The organism is Corynebacterium sp. HMSC071F07 (assembly GCF_001810285.1).
Classification (GTDB): Bacteria; Actinomycetota; Actinomycetes; order Mycobacteriales; family Mycobacteriaceae; genus Corynebacterium; species Corynebacterium simulans.
The window spans coordinates 45,287-66,135 of sequence record NZ_KV800720.1 but is presented as its reverse complement, the minus strand read 5'-3'; the positions used below and the strand labels follow the sequence as shown (position 1 = coordinate 66,135).

Sequence of the window (20,849 nt, the reverse complement as noted above, 5' to 3'; positions counted from 1 at the left end):
GGTTGAAGTCAGACAGTGCGGAGCCGATGAATTTCACGCCATACTCGTTAGAGAAGTAGCCGAAGGCGTCGTGGGAAGAGAAGAGCACGCGGTCTTGCTCAGGAACTGCGGACATGGAATCGCTGGCCCACTTGTCGAGGTCCTCCAGCTGGTCGGTGTACTTCTTGCCGGCGGCGGTGAAGGCGTCCTTGGCCTGCGGGGAGGCCTGGGACAACGTGTTGACGATGTTGTCGACCTGAATCTTGGCCTGCTTCGGGGAGGTCCACACGTGCGGGTCGTACTTGAATTCTGGGGCCTCGCCGTCCTCCCCCGGGAAAGGCCACGGGCGCGGGCTCACGTGTTCGATGCCCTCGTCGATGGTGTACTTGCCGTTGCCATCGCTCATGCCTTCGCTCTTGACGCCCGAGGTCACGGCCATGACGCCGTGGAAGCCGGAGGAGTCCACGGCTTGGTCGAGGAAGTGCTCGAGGTCGACTCCGTTGACGAACATGTAGTCGGCCTGGGAGAGCGCCTGCATCTGCTGTGGGGTCATCTCGTGCTCGTGGGCGCTGGCGTTGGGGGCGAGCAAACAGGTGAGGTCGAGGGTCACTGGGCCCTCGCCGGAGGTGGTCTCTGCACCTTGGGAGTCGACCTTGTGGAGCTTGACGCCGCCGGCGGCTATCTGGGTGAGGTAGTCGCAGATCTGGGTAGTCGTGGCCACGGCCTTGACGGTGTCGCCGTCCTTCGGTTTTGCGGCGTCGGTGGATTCTTTCGAGGCGCTGCAAGCGGCGAGGCTGGCGCCGAGTGCTAGGGCGCAGGTGCCTGCGAGAATGCGCTGTAGGGGCCGGCGTGGGGTGCTGTGATTTGAGCTCATCATGAACTTCCTTTGCATTGGGAGAAGTGAACTCAACAAACACTAGCACCCTTGAACTAGATTGTTCAATATTATGAACTTAGGCAGTCCTATCTCCTCTTTTAGCTGCTAAAACTTAAAAATCCTCTCACTTCAATAGATGAGGTGAGAGGTTGGGAAGCGGTGGCCTTAGTTGGCTACTTTTGTCTTCTTGCTGAAGAGAAGCTGGTCCAGGGAGTGCATGCCGGGGCCGGCGGCGACGAGCATGACGAATGAGTTGCTGAGTTTCATGCTCAACACTTTACGTATGAACTATGGGCATGTCCACAAAAGTTTATGATGTCTCACCTTGGTCCCAGAGATGCCTCACGACATTCCCCGCAGCGTCTATGCCTTCCTACATGTACGGATTGCGCGGGGTGTCCTCCTGATCGAAGGGACGCTCCCCACGCCTTTCGGCGTCTTTGATGTGGCGAAGCATCCATACGCGCGAGCCGATGACGCCCGCCAGCGCAAGTGTGGCCAAGCCGATGGCGAAAATCCACATCGTGCCAACTCCTGACTAGTAGTAGTACGGGAACTGCTCCCACTGTGGATCACGCTTTTCGAGGAATGCCTCCTTGCCCTCGACGGCCTCGTCAGTCATGTATGCCAGGCGGGTCGCCTCGCCGGCGAAGACCTGCTGGCCCATGAGGCCGTCATCGGTCAGGTTGAAGGCGAACTTCAGCATGCGCTGGGCCGTCGGGGACTTGCCGTTGATTTCGCGGCCCATCTGGATGGCGGCATCTTCCAAGTCGGCGTGATCGACGACCTCGTTGACGGCGCCCATCTCGTACATGCGCTGGGCGTCGTAAGTGCGACCCAGGAAGAAGATTTCGCGGGCATACTTTTGGCCCACCATTTTTGCCAAGTAGGCCGAGCCATAACCGGCGTCGAAGGATCCCACGTCCGCGTCGGTCTGCTTGAAGCGCGCCTCCTGGCGGGAGGCGACCGTCATATCGCAGACTACGTGCAGGGAATGCCCGCCGCCGGCAGCCCAGCCATTGACTACGGCGATGACCACCTTGGGCATGGTGCGGATAAGGCGCTGGACCTCGAGGATATGTAGGCGGCCGCCTTCGACCTTCTCGCGGGCGGTGTCCACGGTGGATTCATCCGCGGTGGCATCATCGTGGGCGTGCTCGGTGGCGTAGCGGTACCCGGAGCGGCCGCGAATGCGCTGGTCGCCGCCCGAACAAAAAGCCCAGCCGCCGTCCTTTTCGCTCGGGCCATTGCCGGTGAGCAAAATCGTGCCCACATCCGGCGTGCGGCGGGCGGGGTCAAGGGCGCGGTAGAGCTCGTCTACGGTATGCGGGCGAAAGGCATTGCGCACCTCCGGGCGGTCAAACGCGATGCGGACGATGCCGTCCTCGCGCTTGTCTCCGATGAGCCGGTGGTAGGTGATATCCGTGAGGTCTTCAAACCCCTCTACGGAATGCCACAATTCCGGCCGAAAGGGATTATCGGTGCTGTATTTTTTCTGCTCGCTCATAACGGCCAGCTTAGTGGCAAAAGAAGAATAGTCCCCATTCCCAACCCTCACCCACACGCGCTGCCCAGCAGGCCGGTAATAATCAATGCGCGATACTACGAGGGCTTCGCCCCGCAATGTACCCGTGTACGCCATGCCAGCGCGGTACTCCATGCTGTGGGGAGACTCGAACTCCCCCGCCTCTTTTAAAAGCGCTAAAGAGGGCCTGGTGTCCCTCGACTTTCCCCTCCAGGGTGGGGGCCTGCTCGCTGCAGGCGTGTGGGCTACCATCGCGCGCTTTATGCGGCGCGCGACATGACTATCCGTTTTTCAGTTCGGTATTCCAGTTCAGCTGCTGGATGCGGGTATCTAATTCGCGGTACTGCTTAGATAGATCGTCGACATGCTTGCGCATATCCGCCACCGGGATGGTGGAGACAAACTTAATCTCGTTGCGGGAATAACGATCCGAGCGTGTGCCCGCCCGCTGCGCCAAGTCGTGGTAGATGCGGCGCTTGCGCACAAGGCCGTCCCGCAGAGCGAGGGCCTCCATTAAGTTCATCTTCTCATCGAAGGCGGTGGCGATATTTGTCGCATTAATGGCCTGCACCAGCTCATCGATGCGCCCGGTCACGCCGTCGAGCTCGCGCAGCAGCTCCTGCGGATCCTCCTCCGGGGTATCGCCCTCCTGCACGCGAACCACGGCGAGTAGCCGCTCGTGCAGGCTATTGAGACGCTCTTGCGCCTGGGCGCGCTCCGCCAATGCCTCAGCTAGCAGCATAATTCCTCCTTTATTGGTATAGGTTCCCAAAAATAGCGCAGAGCGGGGAGGGGGTCAATGGTCTGAGGGCGCTACCATGAAAGCCATGCATATCGATGACGTCCTATCCCGCGCCCATGTTGTCTCATTGCCGCTTGCCGTGAAGTTTCGTGGGATAACAACCCGCGAAGCATTGCTTATCGAGGGTCCTGCAGGCTGGGGCGAGTTCTCACCTTTCCTGGAATACGGCCCAGCCGAGTCGGCACATTGGTTGGCAGCCGGCTTGGAGGCGGCTTATGAAGGCTTCCCGGAACCAGTCCGCGATCTCATCGAGGTCAACGGCACCATCCCCGCCGTGCCTGCCAGCGAGGTTCCTGCCGTGATGGAGTGCTACCCAGGCTGCCGCACCTTCAAGATCAAGGTTGCAGAGAAGGGCCAGACGCTTGCCGACGACATCGCGCGCGTCACCGCCGTACGCAACTACATCACCGAGCGCGGACGCGTCCCCGTCCTTCGCGTCGACGCCAACGGCGGCTGGAGCGTTGAGCAGGCAGTCGAGGCAGCCAAGGCTTTGATGCCGTTGGACTATATGGAACAGCCTTGCGCGAGCGCAGAAGAACTCGCGGAGGTGCGTCGCCAGCTGATGCGCAACGGGCTTTTCGTGCGCGTTGCGGCAGATGAGTCTATCCGCAAGGTCGAGGACCCGTACCGCGTGGCTGATCTGCAGGCAGCCGACGTCGCGGTGGTAAAGCCGGCGCCTTTGGGCGGAGTACGCAGGGTGCTCGACGTCGCCAAGCATCTGCGTTCCCGCCACATGGATATTACGGTGGCTTCGGCCTTGGATACCTCGGTGGGAATCGGCATGGGGCTGGCCACCGTCGCGGCGCTGCCGAAGATTCTTGATGACGAAGACGTCGACGTCACTCCTGCCGCCGCCGGGTTGGCCACGGGCTCGCTGTTCCTCGAAGACGTCACGGAGCCGCGCCAACTGATTGATGGGCACCTTGCCGCCACCCCGCTCCCACCGGATCCGGCGCGCTTGTCCGGCCTGGCGGCCGCGCCCGAGCGCCGGGATTGGTGGTTTGCGCGCGTGCGTGAGTGTTGGCAGTTCCTTTAGGGTTTATCTCTATCTGCAACGGCGTTTGTGCGGCGTGGAAAACCGCACAATTTGCCAATTAGCGCCCGGAAAACGCCAGGATCTCCGCCACTAATTGGCAAAATGTACACCGTTGGTCTGAGTTTGCGCGCGGTAGGCTGGCGGCCATGACTGGCATGATTAGCGTCCGTGACGCCCACCTTCATAACCTGCGCAACGTCGACGTCGATATTCCGCGCGGCAAAGTCGTCGCCGTGACTGGCGTTTCAGGCTCCGGTAAGTCTTCCCTTGCTTTCGGCACCATCCACGGAGAAGGCCAGCGCCGCTACCTCGAATCCGTCGCACCTTTTGCACGCCGCCTCATCGGCTCCGCCGTGGATCCGCAGGTCAGCCAGATTGAAGGCCTTCCACCCACAGTGGCCCTCGAGCAGTCCACCTCAGCGGGCGGCGCGCGCTCGACCGCCGGCACGATTTCCGCCATCTCCAATTCCGTGCGTCTGCTCTATTCGCGCGCCGGGGATAACCCAGAAGGCCTGTACTCCGATTCCTTTTCGCCGAATACGCCCGAGGGGATGTGTCCGGAGTGTCAGGGCACGGGCGTGGTGCATGTGGCGACCGAGGAGTCGATGGTTCCGGACCAGTCCTTGAGCATCGAGGAGGGCGCCATCGCCGCCTGGCCCGGTGCATGGGCAGGCAAGAACTTCCATGACATCCTCATGACTTTGGGCTATGACATGGATTCCCCGTGGCGCGAGCTCCCGCGCGCAGACCGAGACTGGATCCTCTTCACCGAGGAACGCCCCGTGGTCACCGTCAAGCCACTGCGCGGCGCTGACCAGATTCAGCGCAACTACGAAGGCACGTGGCGCTCGGTGGCCAGCTACCTCAACAAGACTCTCGCGGAAACGCAGTCTGAGAGCTTGCGCAAGCGCACGCTCCAGTACATGGAGTCACACACCTGCCCTACCTGCCAGGGCCGCCGGCTGAATCCGCGCGCGCTGCAGGTCACTTACGCGGGCCTGCCAATCGACACCCTCAACGACCTGCCCTTGGATGCGCTCCACGAGTTGCTTGCCAAGCAGAAACCGGAAGAAAACAGCGCCGAGGATCTCTTACTCAAACAGGTTATTCCTGCCTTGACCTCCGCCCTGGAACTCGGCCTGGCGCACCTGAGCCTAGGCCGCCCCACGGAGACGCTTTCGGCTGGCGAATTACAAAGAATCCGCCTCGCCGCGCAGCTGCGCTCGGGGCTCTTCGGCGTCACCTACGTGTTGGACGAGCCCTCCGCTGGCCTGCACCCAGAGGAGCGCACAGCCGTTATGGACATCTGCCGCCGCTTCGTCGCCGCCGGCAACACCGTCCTGCTGGTTGAGCACGACATGGATTTGGTCGCACAAGCTGACTGGCTTGTCGACGTCGGCCCTCACGCCGGCGAAGGCGGCGGCCAGGTACTGTACTCCGGCCCAGTCGCCGACTATGATGCCGATACCCCGACCAGTAAGGCGCTGGCGCGGCGTCGTTTGGCATTGAATGAGACCCCACGAAAGAGCGAGAAACAACTGCACTTACGCGGCATTAAGGCGCGCAACCTGCGCGGGCTCGACGTGGACTTTGCATTAGGCGCCTTCACTGCAGTCACGGGTGTCTCCGGTTCGGGAAAGTCCACGTTGGTCTCGACGGTTCTTGCAGGTCTGTTGCGCGAGCAGGCGACCGCCGTGACCGACGCCGAGGAACAACCCGACGGCGCGGTTCGGCAGTGGAGCGTCGAAAACACAGAAAATCTCGGTGAAGTCACCCCGCCTGGTGCAAATCACTCAGAAGCCCATTGGCCGCACGCCGCGCTCGACGCTCGCGACCTATACCGGCCTCTTTGACCACGTCCGCAAGCTTTTTGCCAACACGCAAGAAGCCAAGCAGCGCAAGTGGACGGTCTCGCGCTTTTCCTACAACGTCAAGCAAGGGCAGTGCCCTACCTGCGGCGGTGCGGGGCAGATCGAGGTTGAGTTGGTCTTCCTTCCCGGTTCTTACACGCTATGCCCGGATTGCCAGGGCAAACGCTACAACCCTGAAACACTCGAAGTGACGTGGGGGCGGGCGCACGATTGCGCAGATCCTAGAGTTAAGCGTTGACGACGCCCACGAGGTATTCGCCGCCGCTGAAGGCTCCGCGCAGGTCACTGCAATCATGCGCGCGCTGGAGACCCTCCAGGCCGTGGGGCTGGGCTACCTGCGCTTAGGCCAGGGCGCGCCCGAGCTTTCCGGCGGTGAGGCCCAGCGCATCAAGTTGGCCACCGAGCTGCAGCGCTCGCGCAATTCCCACCGCGGGCACACGGTTTACCTCCTCGATGAGCCAACCACTGGTCTGCACCCAGCGGACATCGCCTTGCTGAATGCGGAGCTGCACAAGCTTGTCGACGCCGGGCAGACCGTCGTCGTGGTCGAGCACAATCTCTCGGTCATCGCGGAGGCAGATACAGTCATCGAGCTGGGCCCTGGTGCCGGTGCAGCGGGCGGAAAGATTGTGGCTACCGGCACGCCAGGCGAGGTTGCCAAGCAGGACAGTCCAACTGGCGGCGCGCTGGCTGCAGCTGCAAGTTAATAAGGCGGCTTGCGGGTTTCTGCCTGTGTTTCTACAGGAAAATAGGGTATTTCTAGGAGCATGGCTAATAACTTTGGAAATAATTCCGGCGGCTACTCTGACGATGAAACCCGGCAGATTGGTCGCGTGACTGGGTATGGGCCGGGCTCCAACTCGGGCTTCGGCAGCAACGACGCTACCCGTCAATTCGGCGCGTCAGAGGAGCGGCCGCGTCAGGTATTTCCTGGGCAGGGCGCGCAACAGTCTCCGGCGCCTCAAGCAAGCCCCGGCGGATATGGTCAGCCTAGCGGCTATGGCTCTGGCTATGACTCTGGCTATGAATCCGGCTACGAGCCGGTGCCCTCCAGCTATGAGGTGGAGCCGGAACGCAAGCGTAAGAGCGGCGGTTCTGGGTTGACCAGCGTCTTCGCTGCTATTGCGGCCCTGGCAGTTATCGCGGCCGGCGCACTGTTTTTCATGTGGCGCAACGCCAGCTCCGAGGCGGATTCCCAGCCGGAGACGGTAACTTCCACCGCAACGGTTACTGAGGAAAAGCCCACCACCGTTACTGAAACGGTCACCGAGGAAGCACCACAGAGTGAAAACCCGATCGACCAGCTGCCAACCGAGCTTCCGCCAGACGTACGGGATCAGCTGGATCAGGGTGGCGAGGACCTAGAGAGTCTACTGAACGACCTGCTGGGCGGCGGAAACGGCAATGGGAATGGCAACGGTAACGGCAACTCCCAGGGAGCTTAAGCCCCTAAACGCCAGCTAGTACTATGGAGCACCATGACTGACTCCATGAAGCTGGCGGAGGCGGTGGCTGCGCAATTGGCGCGCCACCTGTCTGACGTCATTATCTGCCCAGGCTCCCGCAACGCGCCGCTTTCTTTGGCGCTGCTGGCTCGCGAGGATATCCGCGTTCACACTCGTTTGGATGAGCGCTCCGCGGCCTTTACCGCCCTGGGCATGGCGCGCGTGCAGCGCCGCCACGTTGGCGTTGTGATGACGTCTGGCACCGCCGTGGCTAACGCATTACCAGCGATGGTGGAGGCAGCCCACTCGCATACCCCGCTGGCTGTCATCAGCGCTGATCGTCCCGCACGCTTGGTGGGCACGGGCGCTTCTCAGACCATTCAGCAGCAGGGCATTTTCGGCGTCTACGCTGCGACCACCCAGGTGGCTGAGGAAGCAGACATTCCGCAGGTTGCGCAGCGTTTTACTAGTGACCTGCAGGTGCACATCAACGTTGCCTTTGACGTTCCACTTCTCCACGAGTCACTGCCGGAAAAGCCTTCTGATCACACCTCCCGCAAGGCACCTACGCCGCGGCCTGTCAACCACGGCGAGGTCGAGGTTGACTTGAGCAAGAACACGCTCGTTATCGCCGGCGACGAAGCTTGGGAGGTCCAAGGCCTCGAGGACGTCCCGACCATCGCCGAGCCCACCGCGCCGGCACCATTCCACCCGGTGCACCCAGCGGCGGCTCATATCTTCCGCCGCGCGCAGGTCTCGGCTAACGATTACGTGGTTAACACCAAGGTCGAGCAGGTCATCGTGGTGGGCCATCCTACGCTGCACCGCGGCGTCATGGCGCTTATCAACGACCCAGACATCGAGCTCATCGTTCTTTCCCGCAGCGCCGATTTCACCAATCCGCGTGGCGAGCAAGCCACTTTGGGTACCACGGTCAAGACCACCGGCGAGCCGAGCCGCGAGTGGCTGAAGATCTGCGAGGGCGCCGCTGAGATGGCTTCCTCCGGGGTGCGCGAGGTCCTTGAGAACAAGGAGCTTGGTTTCACCGGCCTGCACGTCGCCGCCGCGGTGGGGGATACCCTCTCCGTCGAAGACATCTTGGTCCTAGGCGCCTCGAACCCGGTCCGCGATGCCTCGCTGGTAGGCCTGCCTTTCGACGGCGTGGATACCTTCTCACCCCGCGGCGCCGCCGGCATCGACGGCACCATCGCACAGGCCATGGGCATCGCGCTGGCCACCCAATCCCGCGAAGCTGATGCATGGCGCGCCCCGCGCGTTATCGCATTGCTTGGCGATGTCACCTTCCTCCACGACGCCCCCTCCCTTCTTGTTCCAGAAGACGAGGCCCGCCCGGAAAATCTCACTATCGTGGTGGCCAATGATGACGGCTGCGGCATCTTCGAGCTTCTGGAACAGGGCGCAGAGCCGTTCCGTCCCTCCTTCGAGAAGGCCTTCGGCACCCCGCACGGAATGAAACTGGAACAGGTGGCGGAAGCCTTCGGCGCCGAGTACCGCGCGGCGAATACTCCACAGAAGCTTCTCGATACACTCGCCGAGCTGAAGGAATACTCCACCGGAGTCCCCATCGTCGAAGCACACACCACCCGCGAAACCCGCCGCCAGCTGCAGGCGGAGCTGACTGCAAAGGTCGGCCAGTAGGTGGGCGCATTTCCGGCGCGGCCGCCCAAGGCGCCGAAGGCGGCAGTGGCCCCGCGCTACACGCCTGTCGTGTATCGCCGGCGCCTGCATCAGCTCATCATTGCGTTGTACGCGGCGTCGATTGTCGCGATGCTGGGGATGATGGTGGGGGCTTTCTTAAACGATCGCTCCATCGAGTCCAATCCGGGCCGCGCGTTGGCGACGGTCACGGACGTAGGAATCACAAGAACCTACGTCGATTTCCAGGACTCCGAAGGCATCTACCATTCCCCGCAATCCGGCCTGCTTTATCCCACCGGGCTGGGGGAGGGCCAGCAGGTCTGGGTGCTCTACTCGCAAAGTGACCCTGACCTAGTAAAAGTCGAGGGCCGCGAATGGACGCTGTCTATCCTCCCGGCGCTTTCCTCGATGGTCGTGGCCAGCCTGATTGCCGCGGCGGCATGGTGGACGGTGGGATTGAGCACGCGGGCGGCGGAGCGGCGTCGCCAAGCAAATGAAAGTGTTAACCAAAATTTTCCGCAGGCTTCACCGGAATCCTAGGCAAATAGGGGATTATTGAACCCATGCGTGTTGCGATTGTGGCAGAGTCCTTCCTTCCCAACGTCAATGGAGTGACCAACTCCGTGCTGCGTGTGCTTGAGCACCTGGCAGAAACCGGGCACGAGGCCCTTGTCATTGCCCCCGGTGCGCGCGAGGGGCAGGAGGAAATCGCGGATTACCTAGGCTTTCCCATCGTGCGGGTTCCCACCGTGCGCATCCCACTGATTGATTCGCTGCCTGTCGGCGTACCAACCACCGCCGTGGACGAGGCACTGCGGCAGTTCAAGCCCGACATCATCCACCTGGCCAGCCCCTTTGTTCTGGGTGCGGCCGGGGCCTTCTCCGCCCGTCAGCAACGCATTCCGTCGGTGGCGCTCTACCAAACTGACGTCGCCGGTTTCGCTACCAAGTACCACGCTTCCGCGCTGGCTTATGCCACCTGGGAGTGGCTGCGCCCCCTCCACAACGCCTGCCAGATGACGCTCGCGCCTTCCTCGTTGACCATCCGCGATTTGGAAGATCACAACATCAAAAATGTGCGCCACTGGGGCCGCGGTGTGGATGCGGAGCGTTTCCACCCGTCTAAGCGCTCCGCGCAGTTGCGCAAGCAGTGGGGTGCAGACGGCAAGAAGGTCGTGGGTTTCGTTGGCCGTCTTGCTGCAGAAAAGGGCGTGCACCGTCTGGCTGCGCTGAATGATCGCTCCGATATTCAGCTGGTCATCGTTGGCGACGGCCCAGAGCGTCCACTGTTGGAGGCACAGCTGCCCAACGCTTACTTCACGGGCGCGCTCGGCGGCGACGAATTGGCCCAAGCTTATGCCTCTCTCGACGTCTTCGTTCACGCGGGCGAATTCGAAACCTTCTGCCAGGCCATTCAGGAGGCGCAGGCTTCCGGCGTCCCCACGATTGGGCCGCGCGCCGGAGGCCCAGTGGATCTCATTCAGGAGGGCTACAACGGGCTGCTTCTCGAAGTCGCGACCTTCGTCGAGGATCTCCCCAACGCCGTCGATGCGCTGCTGAACCCAGAAATCCACGAGGAGTTGCGTGCGAATGCCCGCGAGTCGATTTCTTCCAAGACGTGGAAGGCGCTGTGCGAGCAGCTTCTGGGCTACTACGAGGAGGTCTTGGAAGATACTCGCCGCGTGCCGTTGACCATCCTGGGTCAGCGCCCTGAGCTGCCGCGGTGGGCGGCGCGTGCCCTCGGTGCACGCGTGGCCTAAACTAGCTACTTATGTCAAAGGCAGATCTCGATAAGAAGCCCTTCGACGTTGCGCGCATGTTCGACGCCGTCGGTGCCAAGTATGACATCACTAATACGGTGCTGTCCTTTGGCCAGGATAAGACCTGGCGTAAGCGCACCCGTGAACGCTTGGACTTGCGGCCGGGGGAGAAAGTCCTCGACTTGGCGGCGGGCACGGCTGTGTCGACTGAGGAGCTCGCCAAGTCCGGCGCGTGGTGTGTGGCCTGCGACTTCTCCCGCGGCATGCTGGCCGCCGGTGCACAGCGCGATGTGCCGAAGGTTGCCGGCGACGGCATGCAGTTGCCCTTCGCAGACGAGACCTTCGACGCCGTAACAATCTCTTATGGCCTGCGCAATATCCACGATTTCGAGCTGGGGCTGCGTGAGATGGCTCGCGTAACCAAACCGGGCGGCCGTATTGCAGTGGCAGAGTTTTCCAAGCCCATCATCCCGGTCTTCGGCACGGTCTACAAGGAATACTTAACCCGCCTGCTGCCGCCGATTGCGAAGCTAGTTTCGTCGAACCCGGAGGCTTATGTCTATCTCGCTGACTCGATTCGCGCCTGGCCCGACCAAGAGGAACTTGCCGCAGCCATCAACCGCAATGGGTGGGAAGGCGCGGGCTGGAAGAACATGACGCTCGGCATCGTGGCGCTGCACTCGGCGACGAAGCCGTTGCGCTAGGCCCAGCAACGCTGGCTCCGGCCCTGCTGAGCACTCACCGAGCCCTCTGCCGAGCTTTGGCCAGGCTCCCCGCAAAAGGACCATCTGGAAAGGCACGCAGGCCTAGAGCGTGTTCCACAGCGGCGTATCGCGCCGCGCCGCCGCTACGCCGCGGCCAGCCAGGCGCCACGCGCGAGCGATGAGGTCGCGGTCTTCTTCTGTGACCAAGTTGCCCATAAGCCGGGCTGCCGCCGGCATCAGCATCCGGCCGACCGGCCCGCGCAGCGCAACTGGGCCCGCGAAAGGCAGGAACTGTGGGTAAGTCAGTAAGCGCGCGGCCGTGCGCGCCAAGACGAAAGCCTCGCCGTACTGCGTCTGCAACAGATCTGGCCAGGCCAGTGTGAAGTCCTTGGTGCCCAACAACTCGACTGCAAGCTTTGCGGTCTCCAAACCATAGTCGATGCCCTCGCCATTGAGCGGGTTCACGCAAGCCGCGGCGTCACCAATGAGCATCCAGTTGGCACCGGCCACGTTTGAGACCGCACCGCCCATAGGCAGCAGAGCTGAGGCTACGCGGGTGATTTCGCCTAAGCCCCAGTCCGCGCGCTGCTGCTGCGCGTAGTGAGAAAGCAGCTTCTTGGTGTTGATACGGGCCGGACGCTGCGCCGTTGAAAGCGCGCCAAGTCCGATGTTGACCTCACCGATTTCCGCACCCAGCGGAAAAATCCAGCCATAGCCCGGTTGCACCTCGCCGGTCTCCGACTTCAGCTCCACATGCGAGTGCATCCACGGCTCCGCTGCGTGCGTGGAAGTCGCATAACTGCGCGCAGCGATGCCATAGACCTCGTCTTGGTGCCAAGCGCGTCCTAGCTGCTTGCCAAAGGTCGAGCGCACGCCGTCGGCCACGATCACCCACTTGGAACGCACTTCGCGCTCACCAACGCGGAAACTGGTGAGAGACCCGTTTTCCACCACTGGGGCGGTCGCAGGCGTACCGGTCCACGTCTTTGCACCTGCAGCCTGTGCGGCCGCAAAGACGAGATTGTCGAACTCGTGGCGCGGCAAAGCCGTACCCACCGAAGTCGGGTAGCTGGAGGGCCACGGCGCGGTTACCGAGCCGCCATAACCGTGTAGCTTCAAGCCCTTATTGCGATATTGCGCATTAATGTCCAGCCCCAATAGATTCAGCTGATGCATCGCGCGCGGGGTGAGCCCGTCGCCGCAGGTCTTGTCACGGGGGAAAGACGCGGCGTCGATAAGCAACGTTTCGTAGCCCGCTTTAGCTGCGTGAATGGCGGCGGCGGAACCTGCCGGCCCTGCGCCGATGATGGCTACGTCTACAAGTTCTGGGTTATCGATCTGCTGCGACATGGGCACTATCATTGCACGCGTTGGCCACCTTGAGTGTGTTTAGGGCCGTGGTATGGACTACGGTAAGTAGCTGATTATCACTGCCATTTTTGAGTTAAAGGAACGCTGTTAATGTCTCACGGCCAGACTCATGCCACTCATGTGGACTTGGGTGACCCGCAGCTAAGCGAGCGCATTGGCGCTGGAATGGCTGCCGTTGAGGAATTGCTGCACCATGAAATTGATCGTGGGCAGGACTTCGTAAAAGAGAAGGTCAGCCACCTTTCGAGTGCAGGCGGAAAGCGCTTTCGTCCAATGATGGCTTTGCTCGCCTCCGAGTTTGGCCAGCGCCCAGCTTCTGCTGAGGTTATTAAAGCCGCCACGGTGGTTGAAATGGTGCACGTCGCAACGCTTTATCACGATGACGTGATGGATGAGGCTGAGCGCCGCCGCGGCGTCGAGTCCGCCAATTTCCGCTGGACCAACTCCGTGGCAATTTTGGCTGGCGACGCCCTCTTGGCGCATGCGTCCCGCCTGATGTCCCAGCTTGATACCCACACGGTTGGCCACTTCGCGGAGACTTTCGAGGAGCTGGTCACCGGCCAGATGCGTGAGACCATCGGCGCGGGCGAGGCTAATGCGGTGGATCATTACATGGCGGTTATCCGTGAGAAAACGGCCGTGCTCATCGCGTCTGCTGGCTACCTGGGCGCTTATCATTCCGGTGCTACCTCTGAACAGGCCGCCGCGTTGCGCCAGATTGGTGGCGCAATCGGCATGATTTTCCAGATCGTCGACGACATCATTGACATCTTCTCCGACCCGAAGGAATCCGGTAAGACCCCGGGCACCGATCTTCGCGAGGGTGTATTTACCCTGCCGGTCCTCTACGCCCTGGAGGAGGAAGGTCCAGTGGGCGACGAACTGCGTGCGCTTTTGACAGGCCCGCTTGCCGACGACGCGTCTGTTGACCACGCCATCGACCTTCTGCGTCGCTCGGGCGGCCGCGAGAAGGCCATGGACGATGTGCGCGGCTACCTGCGTGTTGTGGAGGAGCAGCTTTCGGTGCTGCCGGAGTGTGCAGCTAGCGAGGCGCTGCGCCAGTTGGCGGATTACACGGTTCGCCGGGTTGGCTAAGCAGGCACTAAAAGGACTTGTGTCCTGCCGATTTGCATGCCGGTGGGCACTTCGTAGTAAAGTACCTAATCGCACCTCGAGTGCAAGCCAGGTTGCCCGAGCGGCCAAAGGGAGCGGACTGTAAATCCGCCGGCATTGCCTTCAGAAGTTCGAATCTTCTACCTGGCACAATCTAAACCCCGTGGTTTCGACCACGGGGTTTCTTCGTTTTCGCGTCGTGGGTGAAATCTAGCGGTCGTGTTCTTCAAGCTCGCCTCACTCTGCCCCTTGGGCTAAAGGTGTGCGAAAACGTGCGTTTGAAAGAGCTCAAAAACGCAGAGTGAACTGGCGATTTGTGTAATTAGACTAAATCGGGTTAATCTTTTCAAGGCTTCAACGAGAGCACAGCGAACAAAAAGTTCGTTACTCAACGAGGCTGTGCCCCCTTAGCTCAGTCGGCAGAGCGTTTCCATGGTAAGGAAAAGGTCGACAGTTCGATTCTGTCAGGGGGCTCCAATCATGTCTGCATCTAGTGCACATGATTATGGCGGTGTAGCTCAGTGGTAGAGCAAGCGACTCATAATCGCTGTGTCGCGAGTTCAATTCTCGCCATCGCTACCGGGAAAGGAAAGTGCCCCACAACGCGGGCGCTTTTTTACTACCGACTCCGGCCCAAGGGCTGGCGGTTTAGAAGTAAATCGCAGTTCTGGTAGGGTTGTGCATGCTGTCTTTGACAGTTACATGCATAGGGGCGTGGCGCAATTGGTAGCGCAACGGTCTCCAAAACCGTAGGTTGCAGGTTCGAGTCCTGTCGCCCCTGCCAAAACTTTTCCAAGGAGGAACCAGCTGTGAGCGATGAACAGCAGCCGATTAAGTCAGGCGCTTCACGCCCCACCGGTAAGCGCCAGCTCTCCGGTGCAGCTACCACCTCATCGCAGGCGTACACCGACAAGCGAGTTGTACGCGTAGAGGACAAAAAAGATGATGCAACCGTCGGCGGCGGTGTAGCCGCTTTCCCAAGCGAGGTTGCTTCCGAAATGAAGAAGGTCGTCTGGCCAACCGCAAAGGAAATGGTTCAGTACACCGTTATTACCTTCGCCTTCCTCATCGTCCTGACTGCCCTTGTCTGGGGAGTTGACACCCTGTCCGGTCTGGGAGTTGAGAAGATTTTGACTCCTTAGTAGTCTTTTAATACAAGCTTTTATCCCGCTGATTTCACTCGCGAGGCGAGGGAAACGGCGGGATACTTTTTGCCCTAGTGGCTTGGCGGGGCGGCGTTCGTTTAGGGGCCGCAACGCAGGTAGGCTAGGGCGCAGAAAATTCTTGAAGCGCCTGCTTCTTTAAAGCTCGCGCGCGAACGGATGGAGTAAAAGACCATGAGCGACGAGAACAACGTCGAAACGCCAGAAACCTCCCTCGAAGCGGCCCTCATCGGCAACGTACAGGACCAGGCAGCCGAAGCTGTGGCTGATTCCGAGTCCGCGGACGCACCTGCCGCAGAAGGTGCAGAAGCCGCTGAGGACGCGTCTAATTCTGCAGACGCAGAGGCTGCAAGCGCCGCTGAAGCTGAGGGAACCGAGGACGATGACTACCGCCGTCGTTTGCGCCAGTTCACCCGCGAGCTGAAGAAGCAGCCGGGCCAGTGGTACATCATCCAGTGCTACTCCGGCTACGAGAACAAGGTGAAGACCAACCTTGACATGCGCGCCCAGACTCTTGAAGTTGAGGATTCCATCTTTGAGGTTGTCGTTCCGGTCGAGCAGATTCTGGAAAACAAGGACGGCAAGAAGAAGATCGTCAAGCGCAAGCTGCTGCCGGGCTACGTCTTGGTCCGCATGGAGCTCAACGACGCCGCCTGGTCCGTCGTTCGCGAAACCCCTGGCGTGACCTCCTTCGTGGGCAACGAGGGCAATGCGACCCCGGTCAAGATCCGCGACGTCGCCAAGTTCCTCATGCCGAACGAGGCTGCACCGGAGTCCAACCAAAACGCTGGCGACCAAGACGGCGAGCAGGTCGTCGCAATGCCGGAGAAGGCTGCTGCGAAGGCTTACGCGCACGACTTCGAGGTCGGCGAGGCAGTTACCATCCTCTCCGGCCCGCTGGCATCCGTTTCCGCAACCATCTCCGAGATCGACCCAGAGACCGGTAAGATGCAGGGTCTGGTTTCCATCTTCGGCCGCGAGACTCCAGTCGAGCTTTCCCCGACCGAAATCGAGCGCGTCTCCTAAAACCACTTGGCGCGTAGCCTGGGAAAATGGCAGACTACGCGATTTGGTAGCAGGGCGCACGGTGTTCTAGGATGAAACGCCGTGCGCCTTTTTGCGTGCACAGACAACTAAACGTTTCTCCCCCCCGGTGGCCCACTTGAGGTGAGCATCCGGACGGGGCGTTGTTATTCATCGTGGCAGCGCACCGGTAACACAGGAAAGAGGTAATTCGATGGCTCCGAAGAAGAAGGTTTCTGGTTTCATCAAGCTGCAGATTGAGGCTGGCGCTGCTAACCCAGCTCCGCCGGTTGGTCCGGCACTGGGTGCCCACGGCGTCAACATCATGGAGTTCTGCAAGGCTTACAACGCTGCGACTGAGTCCCAGCGCGGCAACGTTGTGCCTGTTGAGATCACCGTCTACGAGGATCGCTCCTTCGATTTCAAGCTGAAGACCCCGCCGGCAGCGAAGCTGCTGTTGAAGGCCGCTGGCATCAAGAAGGGCTCCGGCGTTCCTCACACCGACAAGGTCGGTTCCGTGACCTGGGATCAGTGCAAGGAGATTGCACAGACCAAGTTCGAGGATCTGAACGCTCGCGACATCGAGAACGGTGCTCGCATCATCGCCGGCACTGCTCGTTCCATGGGCATCACCGTCGACGGCATCCCAGCCAAGTAAACAACTTCATCAAAAAATGAGCGGCCATCTCGTGTGGTCGTTCGTGGTAGGGCCAGCTACGGCCCGCCAAGACCACACCAATCCAAGAAAAGGAATTGCTTAAATGAGCACCAACTCTAAGGCTTACAAGGCGGCTGCTGAGCTCGTCGACAAGTCCCGTCAGTACTCTCCGCTCGAGGCTGCAAAGCTCGCTAAGGAGACCTCCTCCAAGAACTTCGACGCTACTGTCGACGTCGTCTTCCGCCTGGGCGTTGACCCACGCAAGGCTGACCAGCTGGTTCGCGGCACCGTTTCCCTGCCTAACGGCACCGGTAAGGACGTTCGCGTAGCTGTCTTCGCAGAGGGCGAGAAGGCTGAGGCAGCTAAGGCTGCAGGCGCTGACATCGTCGGCACCGACGAGCTGATCTCCGCTATCAACGAGGGCAACATCGACTTCGACGTTGCAATCGCTACCCCGGACCAGATGGCTAAGGTCGGCCGCGTTGCACGTGTCCTCGGCCCACGTGGTCTGATGCCGAACCCGAAGACCGGCACCGTCACCGCTGACGTTGCGAAGGCTATCTCCGACGTCAAGGGCGGCAAGATCTCCTTCCGTGTTGACAAGGCTTCCAACCTGCACGCAATCCTGGGCAAGGCTTCCTTCGACGCTGAGAAGCTGGCTGAGAACTACGGCGCTCTCTACGATGAGATCCTGCGTCTGAAGCCGTCCTCTGCTAAGGGCCAGTACGTCAAGAAGGTAACCATCTCCACGACCTCCGGTCCTGGCATCCCGGTTGACGCTTCTGTTCAGAAGAACTACGCAGAGTAATTTCTGCTTCTGTTAGTGGTTCGCTTTAAGCGCCGCTGATGGTTCGCCCCGACCGCGTCGCGGTTGGGGCATTCTTTTGCCTTCTTGCCGTTTTCTAAATTTCAGGAAATTGGCAGGAACGCACAGGGGACTTGCAGGTTGAATTCATTGTCTCGCAAGTTCCATGCCCCATACTTATGTTGTGCGTTTGAGAGAGGCGCATGAGAGATAGAGAGAACACCCTGAGCTTTGCAGGGCGCAGCGGCTTGAGACCCCGCAGCGATATCCAAAGCGTATAGAGAGACATCGAGGGCCCCGGCCGTAAGGCTGGGCCCTCGATGTTTTCCTGTTGCCTCGCCGGCCGTCTTGCATGACCGTGTTAGAACACGCGGCGGGCCTAGCAGATTTCCTGGTATGCGTCCAAGGCGGCTTGCCGCGACTGCTTGAGGTCCACGATGGGCGGTGGGCTAAGCGGTGGTGCCCACTGGCGCACGTAGGTGCCGTCGGGATCGAACTTGCAAATTGCCAGACTTCTCGTGCGGAAACTTCGCCCCAGCGTAGATGGGGCGAAGGCGCTGTAGACCTTATAGGGCTTAACGGCTTGTGGCTCCACCAGGCAATGGGCAGCAAAAGAGTGGATCTCGAGGCCTTGCGAGTGGAGGGATTCTTTTAAGACGGCGTCGATTGTCGACAGATGATAACGCCGGTTCCAGCACACGGCGGAAACGTTCTGAGACTCAGCGAAGGCAGGGATTGTCGTACGGGCGTCGCCGTTTAGCCTGTATAAAGGAACGTTATAGGAAGCGAGCTCTTCTGCGCGGCAGGAAAGGGAGCGTTCACGCCACCAGCTGGTCGCACTGCCCAAGGGGCGGCTACGCGGGTAGGCAGGTTCGTCTAGAACGCAGGCGATAACCTCGCCCCGGGAAGCAGCCCAGGTGAGTGCGGGGTTATCGCAAAGGCGCAGGTCATCGCGAAACCAAACAAGGGTGGTCATGGTATCCCAGCATACGGATGCACGGTGAGCGGGCAGAGAGATTGCCATGTAGCGTAGATGCGTGCGAAGGAATTAAGGCCGCGGCTTGCCTTTCATCCAGTACACGGACCAGATAACGTCTTCGCGCGGTACACCCCAGTCATGCACGGCTATCGAGCGCACTGCTTTGGCCAGGTCTCCTTCGCCTGACACCCACACCGAATCCGGCGCTGTATCCGCGGAGAATCGGGATCCAAGAAGCTGGCTAGCGCGCGTGCTGTGTTCCTCGTGCGGGGCGGTGATCATGGCGAGTGAGCGAACCTTGTCGCGCCACGTTTCCTCAAAGCCGTCTTCAACTTCAGCGTCGTCTGCGATCATGGCAACGACGTCGACTGCACCCAAGGTTTCCGGTGACAAGGCTTCGTAGTGCTCGAGGATGTGCCACAGCGCCGGAAGGGCAGAGGCATCTGCGAGCAATAGTTGTGACTTCTTAGGCGCTTGCCACCGCACTTGCCCGGTATATATTCCGGCGGTATCCCCGGGGTGGGCATTGAGGATCCAGCGTGATCCCGGGCCATTATCGCCATGGGTCACAACGTCGACATCGATGGTGCACGCTTCTTGGTTGAGCTTGCGAATTGTGTACCAGCGCAATGCTGGGCGTATGCCGTCGGGCAATCCGTTGACGGCAGCACGAACATTGGCATCTTCGACTGGGAGAGGGGAGAACTTCTGCCCGTCTTGGGGCATGAGGAGCCCAAAATACTCGTCAGGCCCGGCTAGGGGGTAGTCACTAAAAGCCGGCGAGTGAAAAGTTAAACGGTGCAGCCGCGGCTTGAGGCGGGGGTTCCCGGGGAGGGTGACGGGCAATAAGCGGTGATGCGTCAAGGGAATTGATCCTAGGTAGAGGCCAAATTTGAAACCATCATAACGTACAGGTTAGGCTAGCCTCAAATAATTTAGGGGTGCGAATGCTTGCGTGCTCGTTCCCGTTGAAGGAAAGGTTTTCATGGTTGCTATCAGCCGGCGCGCAAAAGGCGTGCTCGCTATTGTCTCAGTGGCAGCGATTGCTCTGACAGGGTGCTCGCGCGGAAGTGGCGAGGACAGTACGGGTGCGGACAGCGCTGAGGAGGTGCGCGTTGCCAGCCTAGGGCTGGGTGATGCCGATACCGTGCTGGCACTCGGAATCACTCCGGTTGCCGTAGCGCCATGGGGTGCGCAAGGCGACGGTGATGGCTCCGGCGTTGGCCCATGGGCGAAGGAGCTTCTGGGAGATGCCCAGCCCGAGGTGATCTATAACACCGCTTCCGGTTTCACGGCAGAGGTACTTGAGCAGGTCACTGCCTCGGATCCCACACAGATCATCGCCGTGAACCAAGCTGTGGACCAGGAAGCGAAGAAATCCCTCGAGGATATCGCCCCGCTGACCGTGAAGCCCGAAGGTTTCGAAGACTGGCAGATTCCCTGGGAGGAACAAGTCAAGACCATCGCCTCTGCCGTGGACAAGGAAGAGGAGGGGGAGAAGCTTATTGACCAGGCGGAGGACGCCTTCGAGCAGTTCAAGGACTCCCACCCGGAGCTGCAGGGCAAGCGAGCAGCCATCGTCATGCCCTATGAGGGGAAGCTGGGCCTCTACACAGCAGAGGACGGCCGCGGCCAGTTCATTGAGAACCTCGGTTTTGAGATTCCGCAGGAATTGCAGGGTGATGGTTCCAGCTTCTTCGTGGACTATGCCCCGGAAAACTACTCCCAGCTCAACAACGTGGACTACCTGTTCGTCTTGGACTACAACGGCGCGGTCGATGAAATCAAGAAGGATTCCACGTTCCAAGGCCTCGACGTGGTCAAGGATGGCCGCGTTCGCTACCTGGACACGGACACCGGCAATGCGATGAGCATTCCGAACCCGCTGACGATCCCGTGGGCCGTCGACAAGTTCGAAGAGAAGCTCTAAATGCTCGCACTACCGAGGAAGGCTGATGCTATCCACGGTGCTGCGGGTGCGCGCCACGGCGGTGAAGCAGCCGCATTGGATTCGCGGGGAAGAAGCCGCGCACTGCTCACCACGGCCCTAGTTGTGTCGACCCTCCTCCTTTTGCTGTG

Annotated in this window: 19 protein-coding genes, 4 tRNA genes and 1 pseudogene; 17 read left to right on the top strand and 7 right to left on the bottom strand. The window is 60.6% G+C overall.

Features of this window, described 5'->3' with window-relative positions; translation table 11 throughout:
* The 4 genes from HMPREF2724_RS11630 to HMPREF2724_RS11620 form a co-directional block, all read right to left on the bottom strand.
* Positions 1-853 (bottom strand): metal ABC transporter substrate-binding protein (locus HMPREF2724_RS11630; protein WP_070588653.1); only part of this gene is annotated, 853 nt, incomplete at its 3' end.
* A 376-nt stretch (positions 854-1,229) separates the two neighbouring features.
* The gene (locus HMPREF2724_RS12925; protein ID WP_162839570.1) at positions 1,230-1,379 is read right to left on the bottom strand and encodes a hypothetical protein; all 150 of its coding nucleotides are present in this window, start codon (positions 1,377-1,379) and stop codon (positions 1,230-1,232) included.
* Positions 1,380-1,394: 15 nt separating this feature from the next.
* On the bottom strand, positions 1,395-2,363 hold the full coding sequence (locus tag HMPREF2724_RS11625; RefSeq protein WP_070588714.1) for a 1,4-dihydroxy-2-naphthoyl-CoA synthase: 969 nt from the start codon (positions 2,361-2,363) through the stop codon (positions 1,395-1,397).
* A gap of 298 nt (positions 2,364-2,661) precedes the next feature.
* On the bottom strand, positions 2,662-3,123 hold the full coding sequence (locus tag HMPREF2724_RS11620; protein WP_061920423.1) for a DIP1984 family protein: 462 nt from the start codon (positions 3,121-3,123) through the stop codon (positions 2,662-2,664).
* A 76-nt stretch (positions 3,124-3,199) separates the two neighbouring features.
* On the opposite strand from HMPREF2724_RS11620, the gene HMPREF2724_RS11615 reads away from it, so the two are divergent.
* The 7 genes and pseudogenes from HMPREF2724_RS11615 (at position 3,200) to HMPREF2724_RS11585 (ending at position 11,658) form a co-directional block, all read left to right on the top strand.
* Entirely contained in the window at positions 3,200-4,219 is a 1,020-nt protein-coding gene (locus HMPREF2724_RS11615; RefSeq protein WP_061920425.1) for an o-succinylbenzoate synthase, read from the top strand.
* Between the two features lie 155 nt (positions 4,220-4,374).
* Positions 4,375-6,797, top strand: a pseudogene (locus tag HMPREF2724_RS11610) (excinuclease ABC subunit A).
* Positions 6,798-6,857: 60 nt separating this feature from the next.
* Entirely contained in the window at positions 6,858-7,535 is a 678-nt protein-coding gene (locus HMPREF2724_RS11605) for a hypothetical protein (protein WP_062035946.1), read from the top strand.
* A gap of 33 nt (positions 7,536-7,568) precedes the next feature.
* Positions 7,569-9,194, top strand: coding sequence for a 2-succinyl-5-enolpyruvyl-6-hydroxy-3-cyclohexene-1-carboxylic-acid synthase (gene menD, locus HMPREF2724_RS11600; RefSeq protein ID WP_070588649.1), 1,626 nt, complete (start codon positions 7,569-7,571; stop codon positions 9,192-9,194).
* Between the two features lie 69 nt (positions 9,195-9,263).
* Positions 9,264-9,734, top strand: a complete 471-nt coding sequence (locus HMPREF2724_RS11595; protein WP_062039175.1) for a DUF3592 domain-containing protein — start codon at positions 9,264-9,266, stop codon at positions 9,732-9,734.
* 23 nt (positions 9,735-9,757) lie between these two features.
* Positions 9,758-10,954 carry a glycosyltransferase family 4 protein gene (locus HMPREF2724_RS11590; protein ID WP_070588646.1) on the top strand — a complete coding sequence of 399 codons (1,197 nt, stop codon included), beginning with the start codon at positions 9,758-9,760 and terminating at the stop codon, positions 10,952-10,954.
* An 11-nt stretch (positions 10,955-10,965) separates the two neighbouring features.
* Positions 10,966-11,658 (top strand): demethylmenaquinone methyltransferase, encoded by a 693-nt coding sequence (locus HMPREF2724_RS11585; protein WP_061920436.1) that lies wholly within the window; start codon positions 10,966-10,968, stop codon positions 11,656-11,658.
* 102 nt (positions 11,659-11,760) lie between these two features.
* Here HMPREF2724_RS11585 and HMPREF2724_RS11580 read toward each other — a convergent pair whose 3' ends face one another.
* The gene (locus tag HMPREF2724_RS11580; protein ID WP_070518528.1) at positions 11,761-13,020 is read right to left on the bottom strand and encodes a geranylgeranyl reductase family protein; all 1,260 of its coding nucleotides are present in this window, start codon (positions 13,018-13,020) and stop codon (positions 11,761-11,763) included.
* 99 nt (positions 13,021-13,119) lie between these two features.
* Here HMPREF2724_RS11580 and HMPREF2724_RS11575 point away from each other — a divergent pair, with 99 nt between their 5' ends.
* From HMPREF2724_RS11575 to rplA, 9 genes are all read left to right on the top strand, one after another.
* Positions 13,120-14,124, top strand: coding sequence for a polyprenyl synthetase family protein (locus tag HMPREF2724_RS11575; RefSeq protein WP_061920439.1), 1,005 nt, complete (start codon positions 13,120-13,122; stop codon positions 14,122-14,124).
* An 86-nt stretch (positions 14,125-14,210) separates the two neighbouring features.
* Positions 14,211-14,292 (top strand) — tRNA-Tyr (locus tag HMPREF2724_RS11570).
* 251 nt (positions 14,293-14,543) lie between these two features.
* Positions 14,544-14,619: transfer RNA gene (locus HMPREF2724_RS11565), tRNA-Thr, on the top strand.
* A 30-nt stretch (positions 14,620-14,649) separates the two neighbouring features.
* A tRNA-Met gene (locus HMPREF2724_RS11560) sits at positions 14,650-14,721 on the top strand.
* Between the two features lie 129 nt (positions 14,722-14,850).
* Positions 14,851-14,926 (top strand) — tRNA-Trp (locus tag HMPREF2724_RS11555).
* Positions 14,927-14,951: 25 nt separating this feature from the next.
* Entirely contained in the window at positions 14,952-15,284 is a 333-nt protein-coding gene (gene secE, locus HMPREF2724_RS11550; protein ID WP_062035935.1) for a preprotein translocase subunit SecE, read from the top strand.
* A gap of 195 nt (positions 15,285-15,479) precedes the next feature.
* Positions 15,480-16,331: a transcription termination/antitermination protein NusG gene (gene nusG / locus HMPREF2724_RS11545; RefSeq protein ID WP_070518527.1), complete on the top strand. Its 852-nt coding sequence runs from the start codon at positions 15,480-15,482 to the stop codon at positions 16,329-16,331.
* A gap of 211 nt (positions 16,332-16,542) precedes the next feature.
* Positions 16,543-16,986 carry a 50S ribosomal protein L11 gene (rplK, locus tag HMPREF2724_RS11540; RefSeq protein WP_061920442.1) on the top strand — a complete coding sequence of 148 codons (444 nt, stop codon included), beginning with the start codon at positions 16,543-16,545 and terminating at the stop codon, positions 16,984-16,986.
* Positions 16,987-17,089: 103 nt separating this feature from the next.
* The gene (gene rplA, locus HMPREF2724_RS11535) at positions 17,090-17,794 is read left to right on the top strand and encodes a 50S ribosomal protein L1 (protein WP_061920443.1); all 705 of its coding nucleotides are present in this window, start codon (positions 17,090-17,092) and stop codon (positions 17,792-17,794) included.
* Between the two features lie 376 nt (positions 17,795-18,170).
* On the opposite strand, the gene HMPREF2724_RS11530 is transcribed toward rplA, so the two are convergent.
* Both HMPREF2724_RS11530 and HMPREF2724_RS11525 read right to left on the bottom strand, forming a co-directional pair.
* A complete protein-coding gene (locus HMPREF2724_RS11530; RefSeq protein ID WP_070518526.1) occupies positions 18,171-18,767 on the bottom strand; it encodes a deoxyribodipyrimidine photo-lyase in 597 nt (198 codons plus the stop codon).
* Between the two features lie 72 nt (positions 18,768-18,839).
* Complete coding sequence (locus tag HMPREF2724_RS11525; protein WP_246818271.1) at positions 18,840-19,616, bottom strand: siderophore-interacting protein; 777 nt, start codon at positions 19,614-19,616, stop codon at positions 18,840-18,842.
* 139 nt (positions 19,617-19,755) lie between these two features.
* Here HMPREF2724_RS11525 and HMPREF2724_RS11520 point away from each other — a divergent pair, with 139 nt between their 5' ends.
* Entirely contained in the window at positions 19,756-20,700 is a 945-nt protein-coding gene (locus tag HMPREF2724_RS11520; protein ID WP_070432537.1) for an ABC transporter substrate-binding protein, read from the top strand.
* Positions 20,701-20,849 lie beyond the last annotated feature (149 nt).